Raw genomic sequence first — 15,565 nt, forward strand, 5'->3', positions numbered from 1 at the left:
CGTGACTCCTTGTGATCCAGGTGTGTGTCTCCGTGTTCCGGGCTTCACGCTAGGCGCCGATCGGCACGGTGTACCGGTCCGATCGCCGACGGAAAAACCAGACCGATAGGCCAGGCCGATGAACCGGACCGATGAACCGGACCGATCGAGAGCCCGGGAGCCATTCACGTTCCTCACGCGTCCCTTCGGGGAAGACGTGCGATTACCCCCACGGTTCGAGGAGAGACGAGCGTCATGAACTTCGCCCTGAATACGCCGGTCGAGACCACACTGGGAGAACAACTGCTCCTTCTGTCGCTGGACGACGAGTCCGGGGTCGAGAAGCAGGCGGCGAACGTCTCGTACGCCATCGCGGCCGCGTCACTGGTCGAACTGGCGCTGGCGGGCCGCGTCGAGGTGCACGACGACCAGGTCACCGTCCGTGACGCGGCTCCGCTCGGCGATCCCACCCTGGACGCGGCGCTGGCCGACCTCTCCGGTGATCAGAAGCGCAAGCCGCGCAGGACGAAGGAGTGGATCGAGCACCTGAAGAAGGGCGCGGTGGCCGGGACGACCAAGAGTCTCGTGGGCAAGGGCCTGCTCCGCGAGGAGAAGAAGAAGGTGCTCGGCCTCTTTCCCGTACGCCGCTACCCGGAGGCCGACGGCTCCGTGGAGGCGGCGCTGCGGCAGCGGCTGGACGAGGTCGTGATGCGCGGGGCTGATCCGGACGAGCGTACGGCGAGTCTGGTGGCGCTGCTGCACGGGGCGAAGCTGCACGGACTGCTGTACCAGAAGCCGCAGTTGGCGACCGCCAGGACGAACATGGAGAAGATCGCGCACGGACAGTGGGCGGGATCGGCGGTGCGCCGGGCGGTCAAGGCGGCGGAGGACGCGCTGACGGCGATCGTCGTGGTGACGGTGGTGACGACGACTGTTCTGTAGTCGACAGGAAGTCGTCTGACGCGTACTCACCAGCCGGTGAAGACAAGGTGGTTGACCAGCAGTGCGACGGCCGCCTGCCCGGCCAGCCAGCCCCGCCGGTGGCCGGGCAGCAGGGCGGTGGCGGGGAGCAGCCACAGCATGAACGGCAGCCAGATGCGTTCCGTCTCCGCCTTGCTCATGCCGGACAGGTCGGCCGCGATGATCGCGAGCAGCGCCGCGAGGACCAGAACGGCGAGGCGGAGAGCGGGAGTTGACGGTGTCCGGCCGGGGAGCAGTTCCCGTACGGCGCGGGGCGCGAGCGCCAGGACCCGGCCGAGGCCGGCGACCGTGGCGAGACCGACAGCCAGGGTTGTCGCGGCGAGGTTCGCCCAGACCCAGTACCAGTACGGGCGAATGCCACCGGCGCCCTGGTAGTAGCGCACCACCAACTCCTGGTACGCCTCCCACCAGTTGAACCCCGCGAGCGTGAACGCCACCGGCACCACCAGCGTGCCGAGCAGCACCAGCGGCAGCGGGCGTGCGGTGCGGGCCAGCACGAGGACCCCGAGGCCGGGGAGCGCCATCAGGGTCAGGCCGTAGGAGAGGTAGCAGGTGAACCCGTACAGCAGCCCGGCGCCCAGGGCCGCCGCCGCAGGGAAGCGCACCGTACGGGTCGCGGCGAGTGCGAGCAGGGCGAGCGACCAGGCGGCCACGCCCGCGAAGTAGCCGTCGGCCGATGTGCCCATCCAGACGGCGGCCGGGGCCAGCGCCAGGAACGGCACCGCGCGGCGCGCCGTCCGCTCGTCGGTGAGGGCGCGGAGCGTGACGAGTACGGCGGCCACGGCCGAGCCGCCGATCACGACGCACCAGACCCCGGCCCACGAACCGCCGCCGAGGCCGATCCGGTCGAGCCAGACGAAGGTGAGGGTGGCGCCCGGCGGATGGCCCGCGACATGGGCGGGCCAGTTGCCGGGGTCACCGATCACGATGTGGTCGGAGAAGCCGCGCAGCGTCGCTCCGATGTCGGAGAAGCGGTCGATGACGGTGAGGTACTCGTTCTTGGTGGTGAGCCGGCGCGCCACGCCCCAGTGCCAGCCGTCGATGAGCGCCAGTGAGAACGTCCACGCCAGCGCGGCGGCCCAGGTGGTGACGAGGAGCGCGCGCCACGGCAGCCGGGCGGCGAGGCCGGGGCCGTACGCGATGATCAGGACGGCGACGACGAGCGCGCCGGGGGTGCCGGGGCCGGTCCGGGGGTCCCAGGTGCCGAGCAGGGGCGGCCAGTTGACGCGGAGGCTGCCGTCGGAGCGCTGGATCGAGGTACCGACGAGCGCGGCGGTGATGACGAGGGCGGCGCCGGCGGAGGCAGCGAGGAGATCCCGGCGGTGGGGGCGGCCCGTGCGTGCGCCGGGGACCTCGCCCGGCTGTCCGGGGGCGTGCGGGCGTTCGTCGGTGGGCTGTCCGCGTTCGTCGGTCTTCACTCCGGCACGGTAAGCAGCGGGCGTCGGGTTTCGTTGGTACGGCGGGGCCACGTCACCGTTTCGTCAGAAGTCGTACCACGTCCGGGACGGGTGCGCGGGCTTACGGTCGCCGCATGGATCAACCCCCACCGCCCTCGAAGCCGTCTTCGGCGCGGTCACCGCGTCGTCTGCCTCCGCTGCCGTCGGATCCGGGTTTCTGGCGCAGCCCCGTGCGCGGGGTCCGGTTCACGGCGGCGCTCGGGCTCGTCCTGCTGGTCGGGCTCACGCTGCTGTTCGTGACGGGCCTGCTGTCGTACGCGGCGTACAACCCGGATCTCGCGTCCGTCAACGACAAGACGCCGGACCGGGGGTGGCTGGGCTTCTACCTCTTCGACTGGCCCACGCACCCGTACTGGCTCTACCGCCTCACGCAGGGCTTCCATGTCACCGTCGGCGTCGCGCTGATCCCGGTGCTGCTGGCGAAGCTCTGGTCGGTGATCCCGAGGTTCTTCGCGCTGCCACCGGTCAAATCGCTCGCGCACGCGCTGGAGCGGCTTTCGCTGGTGCTGCTGGTGGGGGGTGCGCTGTTCGAGTTCGTCACCGGGGTGCTCAACGTCCAGTTGGACTACATCTTCCCGGGGTCCTTCTACCGGCTGCACTTCTACGGGGCGTGGGTGTTCTTCGGGGGGTTCGTGGCCCATGCGGTGCTGAAGATGCCGAAGGCGCTGCGGGTGATCCGGAGCGGGGAGCTTCGCTCGGGGGGTGCGCGTCCTGGTGCCGGTGCCGGTGCCGGTGCCGGTGGTGGGGCGGGTGCGCGTGCCGCCGTCTCCTTCGCCGACGACGATCTGGCATCGCCGACGCCCGCCGCGCCGACCATCTCCCGGCGCGGAGCCTTCGCCCTCGTCGGCACGGGCTCGCTCTTCATGCTGCTCACGACGGCGGGCCGGAGCATCGACGGCCCGCTGCGCCGTACCGCGCTGCTCGCCCCGCACGGCTGGGAGGACCCGGGCGGCGGCCCGAACGGCTTCCAGATCAATAAGACCGCCGCATCCGTCGGGGTCAGGGCGGCCGACGCTACGGGCACCTGGCGACTGACCGTCAGCGGTCCCGCCGGAGACGTCCATCTCTCGCGCGCGCAGCTCCTCGCCATGACCCAGCACACCTCGGAGCTGCCGATCGCCTGCGTGGAGGGCTGGTCGACGTCGAACCAGTCCTGGCGCGGCGTACGCCTGCGCGACCTTGCCGCGCTCGCCGGATATCCGGACAGTCCGCCGGGGGTGTTCGTGGAGTCCCTCCAGCGCGCAGGCGCCTTCCGCTCGGGTGCGCTGCGCGACAACCAGGTGCGGGACGGGCGCTCACTGCTGGCGCTGCGCGTCAACGGCGCGGACCTGTCGCTCGATCACGGTTTCCCGGCGCGGATCATCGTCCCGGCCGCGCCCGGGGTGCTCAACACGAAGTGGGTCGCCAAGCTGACGTTCGGAGCGGTCTGATGCGTATGAGTGAACGGGGCGGTCTCGCCCCCAAGTACCGGTCCCTGGTGGGCAGTCCGTTCCAGATCGTGCTGCTGCTCGGCACCCTCGCGTTCGCGGGCTATGTGGGCGTACGGCTCCTGAAGGGCGACACGTTCATGATCGTGGTGTGGTTCGTCGGCGCCGCCCTCGTGCACGACCTCGTCCTGCTGCCGGTCTACGGCGCGGCCGACCGTGCGGTGATCGCCGCGCTCGGGCCGTCCCGGCGCCGGCTCGTGAACTTCGTACGCGTACCGGCCTTCCTGTCCCTGCTGCTCCTGCTGGTGTGGTTCCCGCTGATCACGGGGCGGGTACGGCGGCGCTACGAGCTGTACGCGGGCCTGTCGTCCGACGGGTTCCTGGAGCGCTGGCTGCTGGTCACCGCCGCGCTGTTCGTGTGCTCGGCGCTCTGCCTGGTGACGCGGGCGCTGCTGCGGCGCAGGGCCACGAAGGGGCGGCCGTCGGCCTCCCACTGATCGACGGGGAGCCAGCCGAGGGTCCGCGCGTGACGGAGCAGGGCGGGGGTGCCGAGGCGGGCCCACGGGAAGTGCGAGCCCGGGGCCCCCGGTTGGGTCCGGCGTCCGTCGTCCACCCGTACGTGGACGCGCTCGTCGATGTCCACGGGCGCGGTCTCGGCGATGATCAGCCCGCCGTGCGCGAGCAGTGCGGCGGCCCGGCGGAGCAGACCGGCCGGGTCGCCGCCGATGCCGATGTTGCCGTCGACGAGCAGGACGGTGCCCCAACGCCCCTCGCCGGGAAGGGGATCAAAGACGGAGCGGCGCAGGGCGGTGCCGCCGTGGCGCAGCGTACGTTCGACGGCCGCCGCGCTGAGGTCGACGCCGAGCGCGCGCTGTCCGCGGGCCGCGAGGGCGGCGACGAGGCGGCCGGGGCCGCAGCCGATGTCCAGGACGGAGCCTTCGCAGCGGTGCAGGGCGGAGAGGTCGGCGGCGTCGGCGCGTGAGCACCAGCGTTCGACGTCGAGGGGCAGCAGCCAGCCGTCCGTACGGCGCAGGAAGAGCGGGCCGCGGCCGGCGCGGAGGGCGTCGGAGTAGGGGTCGTCGCTCCAGGCGGCGGACTCGGTGTCGGTGCTCGGGCCGGTGCTCGGATTGGTGCTCGCGGCGGTGCCGGTCGTCGTCCGCGTCATACTCATCGGGCGCCCACCGGGGTCAGTCGGCGGAGCGTGGCGGCGAACCGTCCGTGCGGGGCGAGCGCCGCGACGTACTCCGCGTCGGCCGCCGTGTCCACGTCGCGCAGCGGTGGCAGATCGCGCACGGTGAGCCCGGCGTCGGCAAGCCGGCGGCGCTGTACGGCGCCGGTCTCCGGTACGGACATGGGCACTCCGCGGATCAGGTCCGGCGGGGCGGATTCGGGCGCGGCGAGGCCGAGCGCCCAGAAGCCGCCGTCGTTGGCGGGCCCGAACCAGGCGTCGCAGCGGGGTGAAGGGGTGAGGCCGAGAGCGGGGGCGAGGAGGGCGGGGGTGAGTTGCGGGGTGTCCATGCCGACGAGGAGCGTCGGCCCCGTACACCGCTCGAAGGCCGCGGCCAGCCGCTCGTCCAGCCCGCCCGCGCTCTGCGGCACCACCTCGATACCGGGCGGCAGCCAGGGCCCCGGGCGGCCTTCGAGGACGAGGACGCGGCGGCGGGCGGGGACAGCGAGAACGGTCCGCAGGGTGTCGGCGAGCGCGGCTTCGGCGAGGAGGGCGGCCTCGGTGGGGCTGAAGGGCGGGGTGAGACGGGTCTTGACGCGGCCGGGGAGGGGTTCCTTGGCGATGACGAGGAGGGTGGTGGTGGCCGGTGAGCTCACTTGGCGGCCTCCGCGTGGGCCGTGTTCTTCGCATGGATGGGCGGCTGCCGCAGGACGGCGCGCATGTCGCGTACGGCGTGCCAGGTGCCCCGCCAGGTGCCGGTGACCTTGGACTTCCCCGTACGCGGCCGGTACGGCACGTCGGTCTCGGCCACCCTCAGTCCGACGTCGGCGGCGCGCACCACCATCTCCAGCGGGTAGCCGCTGCGCCGGTCGGTAAGGCCGAGCGCCAGCAGGTCCGCGCGGCGGGCGGCACGCAGGGGGCCGAGGTCGCGCAGCCGTACTCCGGTACGGCGGCGCAGCATCCGGGACAGGGCGAGATTCCCTGCGCGGGCGTGCGCGGGCCAGGCGCCGCGGCCCTGCGGGCGACGTCGGCCGAGCATCAAGTCGGTCTGCCCGAGGGCGACTTGGCGTACAAGGCGGGGCAGGAGACCGGGGTCGAGGGAACCGTCGCAGTCGCAGAAGCAGACGTACTCGGCGTCCGCCGCGAGAAGGCCCGCGTGGCAGGCGGCACCGAACCCGCGCCGCTCCTCGTGCACGACGGTCGCGCCGAGCGAGCGCGCGATGTCCGCCGAACCGTCCGTGGAGCCGTTGTCGACGACGATCGCGCGCCAGCCGACGGGGATGTGTTCCAGCACCCAGGGCAGGGCGTCCGCCTCGTCGAGGCAGGGCAGGACGACGTCGGCGGTGAGGTCAGCGAAGTGGGTCACGGCGCTCACCCTACGGATCGTAAAGCGGCATTCCGGACTTCTGGACCTTACGAAACACGGACGTCCAGCCGTCGAGGGCGCTCGCCGGGACCGGTGCGGGCGGCGGAGTGCGAAGGTGGACGTATGCAGAACAATCCTCTGGGGCCGGCCCACGTGCTCGTGGTCGACGACGACCCGACCGTGGCGGAGGTCGTCGCCGGCTATCTCCAACGGGCCGGCCATGACGTCGGACGCGCGGCCGACGGCCCGTCCGCGCTCGCGCACTTCGCACACCGGCGCCCGGACCTGGTCGTCCTGGACCTGATGCTGCCAGGTATGGACGGTTTCGAGGTCTGCCGCCGGATGCGTGAACAGGGCGGGCCTGTACCGGTGATCATGCTGACGGCGCGCGGGGACGAGGAGGACCGCGTGCTCGGTCTTGAGACGGGCGCGGATGACTACGTCACCAAGCCGTTCAGCCCGCGGGAGTTGGTGCTGCGGGTGGAGTCGGTACTGCGCCGGGCGCGCCTCGCGCCGCCCGCGCCGGGTTCGTCCCCGGCGGCGGAGGTGCTGCGCACGGCGACGCTCACCCTGGACCCGACGGCCCGCCGCGCCACCCGCGAGGGCGCCGAACTCCCCCTGACGTTGCGCGAGTTCGACCTACTGGCGTTCTTTCTGCGGCACCCGGGGCGGGCGTTCTCGCGGGAGGAGCTGATGAGCGAGGTCTGGGGCTGGGACTTCGGCGACCTCTCCACGGTCACGGTCCATGTCCGCCGCCTCCGCGCCAAAATCGAACCGGACCCGGCCCGCCCGAGCCTGATCCAGACGGTGTGGGGGGTGGGCTACCGCATGTCGGAGCCGGGCGCGGCCACCGGAGCGGGCGAGGGCCTCGGGCCGTCGGCGACTTCGGGGACTTCGGGCGCGGGAGCGGCAGGCGCTGTCCGGGGCCTTCCGGTCGCGCCCACCGGGCCGGGCGGGCTGGTCACGTCGCCGTCGGGGGCAATCGCCCCCGGGCCGACGGCTTTCGGCCCGGCCGCCGCCGACCCGGGCGCCGGTGGGCGCGCCGTCCGGGGCCTTCCGGATGCCGCCATCCGGCCCGGCGGACCCGCGACGTCGGGGACTTCGGGCGCGGGAGCGGCAGGCGCCGTCCCGGGCCTTCCGGTCGCGCCCACCGAGCCGGGCGGGCTGGTCACGTCGCCCTCGGGGGCAATCGCCCCCGGGCCGACCACCCCCTCCCACACCCAAGAACCCCGCTGCCATGAGTGACATGCTGCTCATCGCCCTCTTCGCGTTTCTCGGGGCCGCCGTCGCCGGGCTTCTCGGGGCGCTCGTTCTGCGGATCCTCCGGCGGCGGTCGCTCGTCGTGTCCGTCGCCGTCGTCGCGGGCGTCGGCGTGACCGCCATGCTGGCCGGGACCCTCGCCGTCGCCTGGGCCATGTTCCTGTCTCCGCACGATCTGAGCGTCGTGACCACCGTCGTCGCGATGGCCGCCGTCGTCTCCCTCCTCACCGCCGTCGTCCTCGGGCGGTGGATGGTCGCCCGCAGCAAGGATCTGACCCTGGCCGCCCGGTCGTTCGGCGACGGCGGGGTCTTCGCCGCGCCCGTCGAGCCCGCCACCGCCGAACTCGCCGCACTCACCCGCGAGTTGGCCGCCACCAGCGCCAAGCTCGACAGTTCGCGTGAGCGTGAGCGCGCGCTGGAGACCTCGCGGCGTGAGCTCGTCGCGTGGATCTCGCACGACCTGCGGACCCCCCTCGCCGGTCTCCGCGCCATGTCGGAGGCGCTGGAGGACGGCATGGCCGTCGACTCCCCGCGCTATCTGCGGCAGATACGTACCGAGGTCGAGCGCATGAACGACATGGTCGGCGACCTCTTCGAACTCTCCCGGATCCACGCGGGATCCCTCACCCTGACCCCGACCCGGATCTCCGTGTACGACCTGGTCGGCGACGCCTTGGCCGGTGCCGACCCCCTCGCGCGCGAGTTGGGCGTACGGCTCGTGGGGGAGCGGATAGACGCCGTGCCGGTGGAGGTCGACAGCAGGGAGATGAGCCGCGTCCTGGGCAATCTGCTGGTCAACGCCATCCGCCGGACCCCGGCCGACGGTACGGTCGCCGTCGCCGCGCGTCACTCCGAGGGCGGGGTGGTGCTCTCGGTGACCGACGGCTGCGGCGGAATCCCGGAGGAGGACCTGCCGCGCGTGTTCGACACGGGCTGGCGCGGCAGCGACGCGCGTACGCCACCGGCCGGGGCCGGCCTGGGCCTCGCGATCGTGCGCGGCATCGTGGAGGCGCACGCGGGCCGCGCGGCTGTCCGCAACGTCACGGGCGGCTGCTGCTTCGAGGTGACGCTCCCCGCGGTCTGAGGCAGCCGGGGCGCGCTCGACGCCGTACACCTGCCCGGCGTCCACCGGATCCGCGCAGAAGAAACATTCCTCCATCGCCCCGGGCTCGCAGAAGACGCGGAGGGGCGGGAGCGCTCCGTACCGTGCCTGTATGACCTCCGCGACTTCCCCCACCGGCCGGCCCGGCTTCCGTGAACTGCACCATCAGCGCCTGCCCCTGGTCCTCCCCAACGCCTGGGACGTCCCCTCGGCCCTCGCGTTCGCCGACGCCGGGTTCGCCGCTGTCGGCACGACCAGTTTCGGGGTCGCCTCCGGGCTCGGGCGCCCGGACGGCGGCGGGGCGACGCGCGGGGCGAATCTCGCCCTGGCCCGTGCGCTGGCTCCGCTGCCCGTGCACGTCAGCGTGGACATCGAGGACGGGTACTCCGACGATCCGGACGAGGTCGCCGCGTACGTCTGGGCGCTCGCGGCCTCACGCGACGGCTCACAGACCGGCACGGGCGTCGCCGGGGTCAACATCGAGGACAGCACCGCCGAGACCCTGGTCGACCCCGCCACGCACGCCGCGAAGGTCGCGGCGGTGAAGGCCCGTTGCCCGGAGGTGTTCGTCAACGCGCGTATCGACACGTACTGGCTGGACCAGGACGCCGGCATCGCCCCCACCCTGGACCGCGCCGCGCGGTACGTCGACGCGGGCGCGGACGGCGTGTTCGTCCCCGGCGCGACGGACCCGGCCGTGCTGCGCGAACTGGCCGCGGCCGTCCCCGTCCCCCTCAACGTCCTCCCGATCCCCGCGCTTTCCGCCGCGGACCTGGGGGAGCTGGGCGTACGCCGCGTGAGTACGGGCTCCCTGCCCTACCGCGCCGCGCTCCACGCGGCGGTGCGGGTCGCGGAAGCGGTACGGGGCACCGGCACGGTTCCCGAGGCGACGCCATATCCGGAGCTACAGGCGCGGCTCATCGACTACGCGTCCCGGCGGGGCTAGGTCCTGTCCGCCGGGCAGGCACTAGAAGCAGGCTCACGCAGCGGTGCTGTTGCGAACTCCGTCATGCCCTCGGCGAAGCCCACCTCCGGCTTCCAGTCCAGTTCCTCGCGCAACGCCCTTGAATCGGCGGTGACATGGCGTACGTCCCCGAGCCGGTACTCCCCCGTGACGACCGGCGCGGGACCGCCGTGCGCCGACGCCAGCGCGGCGGCCATCTCGCCGATGGTGTGCGGCTCGCCGCTGCCGGTGTTGTACGCGGCGAAGCCGGAGCACTCGGCCTCCGACACCGCGTCGAGCGCCGCCGCGTTGGCCGCGGCCACGTCCCGTACATGCACGAAGTCCCGGCGCTGGCCGCCGTCCTCGTACACCCGCGGTGCCTCGCCGCGCGCCAGCGCGGAGCGGAAGAAGGAGGCGACCCCCGCGTACGGGGTGTCGCGGGGCATCCCCGGCCCGTAGACGTTGTGGTACCGAAGGGACACCGCGCATCCGCCCGTGGCGCGGGCCCACGACGACGCCAGGTGCTCCTGCGTGAGCTTCGTCGCGGCGTACACGTTACGGGGGTCGGCGGGCGCGTCCTCCGCCACCAGGCCGGGCCTCAACTCCGCGCCGCACACAGGGCAGTTGGGTTCGAACCGTCCCGCGTCGAGATCGGCGGCGGCCCGCGGCCCCGGCCGGACCACACCATGGCGCGGGCAGTCGTAACGCCCCTCGCCGTACACGACCATGGACCCTGCGAGCACCAGCGAACGCACGCCCGCGTCGGCCATGGCGGCGAGCAGCACCGCCGTACCGAGGTCGTTGCACCCCACGTACGCGGGCGCGTCGGCGAAGTCCTTGCCGAGCCCGACCATCGCGGCCTGATGGCACACGGCGTCGACCCCGTCGAGCGCGCCGCCGACCGCGTCCCGGTCCCGTACGTCCCCGACGACCAGCCGTTCCCCGTCCCGCGTCGGCCGGGCCGGGGCCCCGCCGTGCGCGGAGGGCAGCAGCGCGTCGTACACGACCACTTCATGGCCGCGTGAGACGAGGGTGCCCGCGATCTCCGACCCGATGAACCCGGCTCCGCCGGTGACAAGTACACGCATGGAGCCCACGCTAGGCGCGCGATCACGGAGCGGTCAGGACCAAGCACGGCATGTCACGGGACCGTAAGATCACGCGCGCGCCGTCGCGTCGCGTCGCGCCGCCGTCGCCGGAAGCCGCACCCACCCACCCTTCGAAGGAGACATCCATGGAGCACACGGGGCACACGGAGACGGAGTACTTCGACCTCGGGACTCTCACGCGGCCCGTGTCGACGCGTTCGTCCGACGCGCAGCGCTGGTTCGACCGGGGGCTGGCGTGGACGTACGCGTTCAACCACGAAGAGGCCGTCAGCTGCTTCGAGGAAGCGGTGGCCGCCGATCCCGGCTGCGCGATGGCGCACTGGGGGATCGCGTACGCGCTGGGGCCCAACTACAACAAGCCGTGGGACTCGTTCGACCCGCTCGACCTGGAGCGGACCGTCCGCAGGACCCATGCCGCCGTGGAGCGGGCGCGCGCCTGCGCCGACGCCGACGCGACACCGACCGAGCGCGCCCTGATCGAGGCGCTGCTCGCCCGCTACCCGCAGCCGGATGCCCCGGCGGACTGCACGGTCTGGAACCTCCCGTACGCCGAGGCCATGCGCGGCGTCCATGAACTCGCGCCCGACGACGTCGACATCGCCACGCTCTACGCCGACGCGCTGATGAACCTCACCCCCTGGCGGCTCTGGGACCTGCGCACGGGCGAGCCCGCCGCCGGCGCCCGCACGCTGGAGGCGAAGGCGGTCCTCGACCGGACGCTGCTGAGCGACGCAGGGGCCGACCACCCGGGCGCCCTGCATCTGTACATCCATCTGATGGAGATGTCGCCGACGCCGGAGGACGCTCTGGTGGTGGCCGACCGGCTGCGCGGATCGATGCCCGACGCGGGGCACCTGCACCACATGCCGTCGCATCTCGACGTGCTGTGCGGCGACTACCGGCGGGTCGTGTCGGCCAACAGCGAAGCCATCAGGGCCGACGAGAAGTACCGGCTGCGGGCGGGCGCGATGAACTTCTACACGCTCTACCGCTCGCACAACTACCACTTCAAGATCTACGGCGCGATGTTCCTGGGACAGTCGGGGACCGCCCTGGAGACCGCCGCCCAGCTCGAAGCCTCCATCCCCGATGAACTGCTGCGCGTGCAGAGCCCGCCCATGGCGGACTGGCTCGAAGCCTTCCTGGCCATGCGCGTGCATGTGCTGATCCGGTTCGGCCGGTGGGCGGACATCCTCGCTCTGCCGCTGCCGGCCGACGCCGATCTGTACCGCGTCACCACCGCGATGCTCCGTTACGCCCGGGGCGTGGCGTACTCGGCGACCGGCCGGATCCCCGAGGCCGAGGCCGAGCGCGGGGCCTTCCGCCTCGCCGTCGGGCGGGTGCCCGAGAGCCGGATGCTCTTCAACAACACCTGCCAGGACATCCTCGCCGTCGCCTCGGCGATGCTCGACGGCGAACTGCACTACCGCAAGGGCGAGTACGACCAGGCCTTCGCCTCGCTGGAGCACTCGATCGAGCTCGACGACAGCCTGCCCTTCGACGAGCCCTGGGGCTGGATGCAGCCGACCCGGCACGCGTACGGGGCGCTGCTCCTCGAACAGGGCCGCGTCGCGGAGGCCGAAGCCGTGTACCGGGCGGATCTCGGGCTCGACAACACGCTCCCGAGACCCTCCCGGCACCCGGGGAACGTGTGGGCGCTGCACGGGTTCCACGAATGCCTCGTACGGCTCGGCAAGACGGGCGAGGCGCAGATCGTGGCCCACCAGCTCACGGTCGCCACGGCGCTCGCGGACGTACCGGTCGACGCGTCGTGCTTCTGCCGCCTCGACACGGCGGCCCCGGCGGACGACTGCTGCTCTCCCTGACCGCCGGCCCCCGGCCCCCCAGGGCTGTTGCTGGATCTACTCGACGTCTATCCCGTACTCCTCCACGAGAGCGACCAGCCCGCCCGGGTACCCCTTCCCGCCGGGGACGAAGTCCCAGTCGCCGCCCGCCCGTTTGCGGAACGAGCCGAGGACGAGCGCGGTCTCGCCGGGCCTGCCGTCGGACACGGGCAGCTCGTCGATGCCCGTTCCCGACGGGTCCGAGAGCCGGATACGGGCGTTGGTGAGGCCGGACAGGTCGGCGTCGGGGTTGGCCTCGGGGTCGACGGCGGCGACGAGCACCAGCCGGTCGGCCTCCTGGGGAAGCTGCTCGAAGCGCACCCAGACGGCGGCCTTGTCCTCACCGAAGCCCGGCATCATCTGCACGCTGTCGTCGGGGGTGCGAGGGTTGTTGAAGAAGACGAACTGGTCCTCGGCGAGGACCCGGCCGCCCTTGCAGACGAGCGCGCAGACGTCCAGCGCGACGGACCCGGACCAGGCAAGACCGAGGACGCTGGCGTCATCGAGCTCGGGTTCGAGGTCGGCTTCGGGATCCGGGTCGCTTCCGCCGCCGGTGTCGGCGTCGGGGGCCGGATCCGCGCGTACCGCCTGCTGAGGGGGTCCACCGAGCCGCCCGCCCAGACCGTGGCGGTGCAGCAGGTCGACCAGTTCGGAGCCCGCGATCAGCGTCAGCGGCTTCGCCACGGCGAACGCGTGCGAACCGGGACCGAAGGCCGATGTCGTGATCAGTACGCCCTTGTTGGCTCCGGCGTCCTGCACCGTGCCGTACAGATCGCGCACCGCGCTCGGCGGAACCGTGTTGCGGTACCGCTTCACCTGCACGATGATCTTGCCGCCCCGGATCGGCTCGGGATCCAGCGCGTCGACGTCCACGCCGCCGTCGCCCGAGCGTTGCGTCGTGACGGCCTGCATGCCCATCGCGCGGAAGAGCTCGGCGACCAGCTCCTCGAACTCCAGGGGATCCATCTCGTAGAGATCGGGCTCCTCGTCACCGCCGTGCGTGACCACATTGCGCCCGGCCTCGCCGGGCAGCCGGCCCGGCCGTACGGCGGTGCCCCGGTCAGGACGGTCGGAGAGCTGGCCCCGCAACCCGTCCACGAGACAGTCGGGGGGGCTGACCTGGGCCAGATTCACCTGGTCGAACGCCGCGCGCGAGACCGTCACCGTGGCCAGGAACTTCTGCGCCCGATGGCCGGTCGCGGGGTCGGTGTCGTCCACGAACCCGTTCAGGACCACCGAGTCGAGCACGCCGAACCGGTCGGCCGAGAACAGGTCGTGCAGCGCGAGGAGCACGCACTGCGCCAGGACGTCGCGGTAGAGCGTACGGCGCTCGGTGGCGGGACGGCGTACCTCCTTGTCCCGGTCGGCACCCGGCATGTACCGCACCAGTGACGCGTCGGGAACGATCGACAGCGCGGGTAACTCCCAGTTCAGGATGAGCTGTCGGGCCGGGGCGTCGAACGAGGCGGCGACCTGCCGGGGTATGTCCTCCGGCCAGCCCTGCGAGGCGTACAGCGCGGCGGTGAAGTAGTCGACGACGGCGCCCGGTTCGCCCCGGTTCAGTGTGGCGACCAGCTCCGTGATGCCCGCGTTGTGGCGCCGTATCGCGGCCAGCTGCTCGTCCGCCCACCGCTGGTACTGCGCGCGGTACGCGGCGAGTTGCTGCTGCCGTCTCGCCTCCGCGTCCTGCGCGGCCCGCCAGTCGTACTCGAACCGGGCACGGGCTTCGTCCTGCGCCTGCCGGTTCGCCCCGAACCCCCAACCGCCCTGCTGAGGCGGGTAGTTGTTCGGGTCCGGCATCTGTACGGGCACGCCGAGCTGTCCCGGCGCGAACGGCTCGACCTCCTCGGGTCTCGCCAGCGCCGCGGGCGTGAACGCCGCCGCCGCGCACCCGGTGGCCAGCAGGTTCTCCAGGACCTGGACCCGCCGGTCGAGCTCCTCGGTACGCTGCCGGGCGTCCGCCTCCCGCCGCTGCCGGTAGGCGGCCTGCTGCTCACGCCGGTTGCGCGACGCGGCCCGCTCGGCGGCCCGTTGCTGACGCTCCTGCTCCCGTTGCGCCTGCGCCCACGACCGTCGCTGTGCCTCTTCCTGTCGCCGTTGTTGCTGCTGGATCTCCGCCCAGGTACCTATCAGTCCGTGAGAACGGCGGCTCATTGAGTTCCGGCTCCTCCCCGGCACGCCCGCGGGCGCCCCAGAAGCGACAATTGGTTGAAGCCGCGACATTATCGCTCTGTTGGCCTTCTTGCGGCGTGTTGGCCCAACTGATCCACTTCCCGGCCGAACCGCGGGTGCCGCGCCGCTGAACTCCCTGCTCACGCCCCGATGTCAGACCCGTGGTGCAGGATCGGCGCATCGGTACTCCGAGGGGAATGGGAAGTCCATGTCGATCACCAACCAGCAGGTGGCGGGGCATGCGTTTCTGAGGGCGCTGTATCCGGACGAGTACTTCCCGGATCCGCTCCTCGACAAGGGGCGGGACATCCTGCTGCGCCTGTGCGAGCGGATCGAGGCGGAGCGGCCGGCCGATCTGGCGGCGCTGTACGCGCTCAGCGCGGTCGCGACTGAGGAGTTCAACCTGCTTCAGGAAGAGTTCTGGGCGGCCGGGAGTGAGATCGAGACCATGGCCCGTGAAGAGATAGCCGGGGACTTCGCGTTTGTGGTTTCGGCCTACGAGTTCGCGGACGCGGATCTGGAGGAGGTGATCGCCGAACGCGATTGGTGACGGCGCCCAGGTTGGTCAGTCGACCTTCCAGACGATGTCCCCGCTGCGGCCGGGCGAGTACGTCAGCGTGCCGATGACCGTGCCCTGTTGGCTGATTTCGATGACAAGGCATCCCTCGGCACGCTCACCCGGCTTGATCCGTACGACGCCGGGAAGCGCGGGGCTCTGGACCGGCTCGAAGCCGGTGGCGGTCGTGCCGAAGGATTG

The 15,565-nt window shown here is 72.3% G+C and carries 12 protein-coding genes and 1 pseudogene; 7 read left to right on the top strand and 6 right to left on the bottom strand.

Translation table 11 applies throughout. The features are described 5' to 3' along the window. Window positions 1-234 precede the first annotated feature (234 nt). Window positions 235-921 carry a GPP34 family phosphoprotein gene (locus ACFWV8_RS20345; protein WP_384203830.1) on the top strand — a complete coding sequence of 229 codons (687 nt, stop codon included), beginning with the start codon at window positions 235-237 and terminating at the stop codon, window positions 919-921. A gap of 26 nt (window positions 922-947) precedes the next feature. On the opposite strand, the gene ACFWV8_RS20350 is transcribed toward ACFWV8_RS20345, so the two are convergent. Further along, entirely contained in the window at window positions 948-2,378 is a 1,431-nt protein-coding gene (locus ACFWV8_RS20350) for a hypothetical protein (protein ID WP_384203832.1), read from the bottom strand. 113 nt (window positions 2,379-2,491) lie between these two features. Between ACFWV8_RS20350 and ACFWV8_RS20355 the strand changes: the two genes are divergently transcribed. Continuing rightward, window positions 2,492-3,847, top strand: a complete 1,356-nt coding sequence (locus tag ACFWV8_RS20355) for a molybdopterin-dependent oxidoreductase (RefSeq protein WP_384203835.1) — start codon at window positions 2,492-2,494, stop codon at window positions 3,845-3,847. 340 nt (window positions 3,848-4,187) lie between these two features. Here ACFWV8_RS20355 and ACFWV8_RS20360 read toward each other — a convergent pair whose 3' ends face one another. The 3 genes from ACFWV8_RS20360 to ACFWV8_RS20370 are packed head-to-tail and all read right to left on the bottom strand — an operon-like array spanning window position 4,188 to window position 6,387. Then, window positions 4,188-5,015, bottom strand: a complete 828-nt coding sequence (locus tag ACFWV8_RS20360) for a class I SAM-dependent methyltransferase (protein WP_384203838.1) — start codon at window positions 5,013-5,015, stop codon at window positions 4,188-4,190. Then, on the bottom strand, window positions 5,012-5,668 hold the full coding sequence (locus ACFWV8_RS20365) for a DUF2064 domain-containing protein (RefSeq protein WP_384203841.1): 657 nt from the start codon (window positions 5,666-5,668) through the stop codon (window positions 5,012-5,014). Before ACFWV8_RS20365 ends, ACFWV8_RS20360 begins: the two co-directional genes overlap by 4 nt. After that, the gene (locus tag ACFWV8_RS20370; RefSeq protein ID WP_384203844.1) at window positions 5,665-6,387 is read right to left on the bottom strand and encodes a glycosyltransferase family 2 protein; all 723 of its coding nucleotides are present in this window, start codon (window positions 6,385-6,387) and stop codon (window positions 5,665-5,667) included. The genes ACFWV8_RS20365 and ACFWV8_RS20370 overlap by 4 nt, the downstream gene beginning before the upstream one ends. Before the next feature lie 114 nt (window positions 6,388-6,501). Between ACFWV8_RS20370 and ACFWV8_RS20375 the strand changes: the two are divergent. The 3 genes and pseudogenes from ACFWV8_RS20375 to ACFWV8_RS20385 form a co-directional block, all read left to right on the top strand. After that, window positions 6,502-7,221 (top strand): annotated as a pseudogene (locus ACFWV8_RS20375) (response regulator transcription factor); the annotation flags it as partial. 394 nt (window positions 7,222-7,615) lie between these two features. Next, entirely contained in the window at window positions 7,616-8,722 is a 1,107-nt protein-coding gene (locus ACFWV8_RS20380) for a sensor histidine kinase (RefSeq protein ID WP_384203847.1), read from the top strand. Window positions 8,723-8,852: 130 nt separating this feature from the next. After that, the gene (locus ACFWV8_RS20385; RefSeq protein WP_384203850.1) at window positions 8,853-9,686 is read left to right on the top strand and encodes an isocitrate lyase/phosphoenolpyruvate mutase family protein; all 834 of its coding nucleotides are present in this window, start codon (window positions 8,853-8,855) and stop codon (window positions 9,684-9,686) included. Here the strand turns inward: ACFWV8_RS20385 and ACFWV8_RS20390 are convergent. After that, window positions 9,683-10,771, bottom strand: a complete 1,089-nt coding sequence (locus tag ACFWV8_RS20390; protein ID WP_384203853.1) for an NAD-dependent epimerase/dehydratase family protein — start codon at window positions 10,769-10,771, stop codon at window positions 9,683-9,685. The two genes, ACFWV8_RS20385 and ACFWV8_RS20390, sit on opposite strands and share 4 nt — an antisense overlap. Window positions 10,772-10,917: 146 nt before the next feature. Between ACFWV8_RS20390 and ACFWV8_RS20395 the strand changes: the two genes are divergently transcribed. After that, entirely contained in the window at window positions 10,918-12,618 is a 1,701-nt protein-coding gene (locus ACFWV8_RS20395) for a tetratricopeptide repeat protein (RefSeq protein ID WP_384203856.1), read from the top strand. A 36-nt stretch (window positions 12,619-12,654) separates the two neighbouring features. Here the strand turns inward: ACFWV8_RS20395 and ACFWV8_RS20400 are convergent, their stop codons facing one another. After that, window positions 12,655-14,790 carry a restriction endonuclease gene (locus ACFWV8_RS20400; protein ID WP_384203858.1) on the bottom strand — a complete coding sequence of 712 codons (2,136 nt, stop codon included), beginning with the start codon at window positions 14,788-14,790 and terminating at the stop codon, window positions 12,655-12,657. 226 nt (window positions 14,791-15,016) lie between these two features. Here ACFWV8_RS20400 and ACFWV8_RS20405 point away from each other — a divergent pair, with 226 nt between their 5' ends. Next, window positions 15,017-15,358: a DUF5713 family protein gene (locus tag ACFWV8_RS20405; protein ID WP_384203861.1), complete on the top strand. Its 342-nt coding sequence runs from the start codon at window positions 15,017-15,019 to the stop codon at window positions 15,356-15,358. The last annotated feature ends 207 nt before the right edge of the window (window positions 15,359-15,565 follow it).

It is taken from the genome of Streptomyces sp. NPDC058665 (genome assembly GCF_042714995.1).
In the GTDB taxonomy this organism is placed as follows: domain Bacteria; phylum Actinomycetota; class Actinomycetes; order Streptomycetales; family Streptomycetaceae; genus Streptomyces.